We start from the raw sequence: 2,191 nt of genomic DNA on the forward strand, positions 1-2,191 counted from the left end.
GGTCGCCGCGGCCGAGGCCGGTGGTGGTGGTGAGGTGGTGGGCGAGGCGGTTGGCGCGGGTGTCGAGTTCGGCGTAGGCGAGTTCCTGGCCGCCGAAGACGAGGGCGCGGGCGGCGGGGCGTAGCCGGGCCTGCTCTTCGAAGCGGTCGACGAGGGTGTCCTGGCCGGTGTCGACCCGGATCCCCGTCCACTCCTCCAGCACCTGCCGCCGCTCCACCTCACCGAGCAGCTCCAGCTCCGACAGCCGGGCCCCCGGCTCGCGTACGGCGTGCTCCAGCGCGCGCCGCAGCATCGCGGTCATCCGCTCCACCGTGGCCCGCTCGTACAGGTCGCTGCGGTACAGCACGGCGCCCGTGAGCCCGGACCCCTCGTCGGTGTGCAGCAGGAACTCCAGGTCGAACTTGACCGCCCCGGTGGCCAGCGGCTCCGCCGACCCCGCCCGCAGCCCGGGCAGGTCCGGCACCACCGAAGGCCCCGACTCCAGCGCCAGGCAGACCTGGAACAGCGGGTGGCGGGCCAGGGAGCGCACCGGGTTCACGGCGTCCAGCACCAGGTCGAACGGCGCGTCCTGGTGCGCGAACGCGTCCAGGTCGGCGCCGCGCACCCGGGCCAGCAGCTCCCGGAACGCCGGGTCCCCCGAGGTGTCGGTGCGCAGCACCAGGGTGTTGACGAAGAACCCGACCAGCCCGGTGAGCGCCTCGTCCGGACGGCCCGCGACCGGGGAACCCAGCGGGATGTCGGTGCCCGCGCCCAGCCGGGTCAGCGTGGCCGCCAGCGCCGCCTGGACCACCATGAACGCGGTGCACCGCTCGGCCCGCGCCAGCTCCATGACCCGCTTGTACAGCTCGGTCCCGAAATCGGCCCGCACCATCCCGCCCCGCTGTCCCGCCACCGGCGGACGCGGCCGGTCGGGCAGCAGTCCGAGCTCCTCGGGCAGGCCCGCCAGCGCCGTCTTCCAGTACGCGAGCTGCGTCCGGAGCGGGTCGCCGGTCAGGGCGGTGCGCTGCCAGAGAGCGAAGTCGGCGTATGCGGCGGGCAGCGGCGGCCGGGCGGGAGCGGCGCCCGCGAGGCGGGCCGCGTAGGCGAGGGACAGGTCCTCGAACAGCGGCCGCAGCGACTGACCGTCGGTGGCGATGTGGTGGAGCAGCACGAGCAGCGCGTACCGGCCCGCGCCGCAATCCAGCAGGGTGACCCGCAGCGGATGTTCGGCCGACAGGTCGAAGGAGTGGCGGGCGGCGGTCTCCAGCGCGTCGTCCACCTCCCCGGGCGCGACGGTGGCCACCTCGAAGGCGAACGCCGGGACCGGATCCACCACCTGGTACGGATCGCCGTCCGCGGTGACGAACCTGGTCCGCAGCGGTTCGTGACGCTCCGCCAGGTCCGTGAAGGCCGCCCGCAGCGCGGCGACGTCGGGCTCGCCCTCCAGCCGGACCGCCATCGGCACGTTGTACGCGGTGGTCCCCTGAGCGCCCAGTCCGGCGCCCACCAGCCACAGCCGCTGCTGCGCGAACGACAGCGGGAGCCGCTCGGGCCGGGGCAGGCCGGCCGTGAGCCGGGGCAGCGCCGGCCGGTCGCAGACCTCGTCGATCCGGCGGGCGAGGGCGGCGGGCGTGGGGTGGCGGAAGACGTCGCGGAGGGTGAGGGTGACGCCGAGGGTGGCCGCGATCCGGTTCGTCAGGCGGGCGGCGAGCAGGGAGTGGCCGCCGTGGTCGAAGAAGTCGTCGTCCATCGACAGCGGCGCGACCGCGCCGAGCACCTCGCCGACCAGCGACCGCAGCAGTTCCTCGGCCTCGGTGCGCGGCTGGCGCCCCCCGCGGGTGAGGGGGGCCTCGACGGCGGGGAGGGCCGCCTTGTCGATCTTCCCGTTGGGGGTGAGCGGCAGCCGGTCCAGCACCGCGAACCGGGCGGGGACCATGTGCTCCGGCAGCCGCTGCCGCAGCCAGGCGCGCAGGGCGTCGGGGCTCGGCGCCGGGGCCCCGGGGGCGGCCGTCACGTACGCCGTCAGCTGCTGGTCGCCGTGGGTCAGGGTGGCTTGGGTGATGTGGGGGTGGGTGGTGAGGGTGGTTTCGATTTCGGTGGGTTCGATGCGGAAGCCGCGGATTTTGATCTGGGTGTCGGTGCGGCCGGTGTAGTGGAGGTTTCCGTGGGTGTCCCAGTGGGCTTGGTCGCCGGTGCGGTAGAGGCGGGTGCC

Annotated in this window: 1 protein-coding gene; it reads right to left on the bottom strand. The window is 74.9% G+C overall.

The window, feature by feature from the left end; all coding sequences use genetic code 11:
• Positions 1–2,191 (bottom strand): condensation domain-containing protein (locus tag ACFYYT_RS36475; RefSeq protein WP_351831828.1); only part of this gene is annotated, 2,191 nt, incomplete at both ends.

This window comes from Streptomyces sp. NPDC002032 (genome assembly GCF_042890765.1).
Taxonomy (GTDB): domain Bacteria; phylum Actinomycetota; class Actinomycetes; order Streptomycetales; family Streptomycetaceae; genus Streptomyces.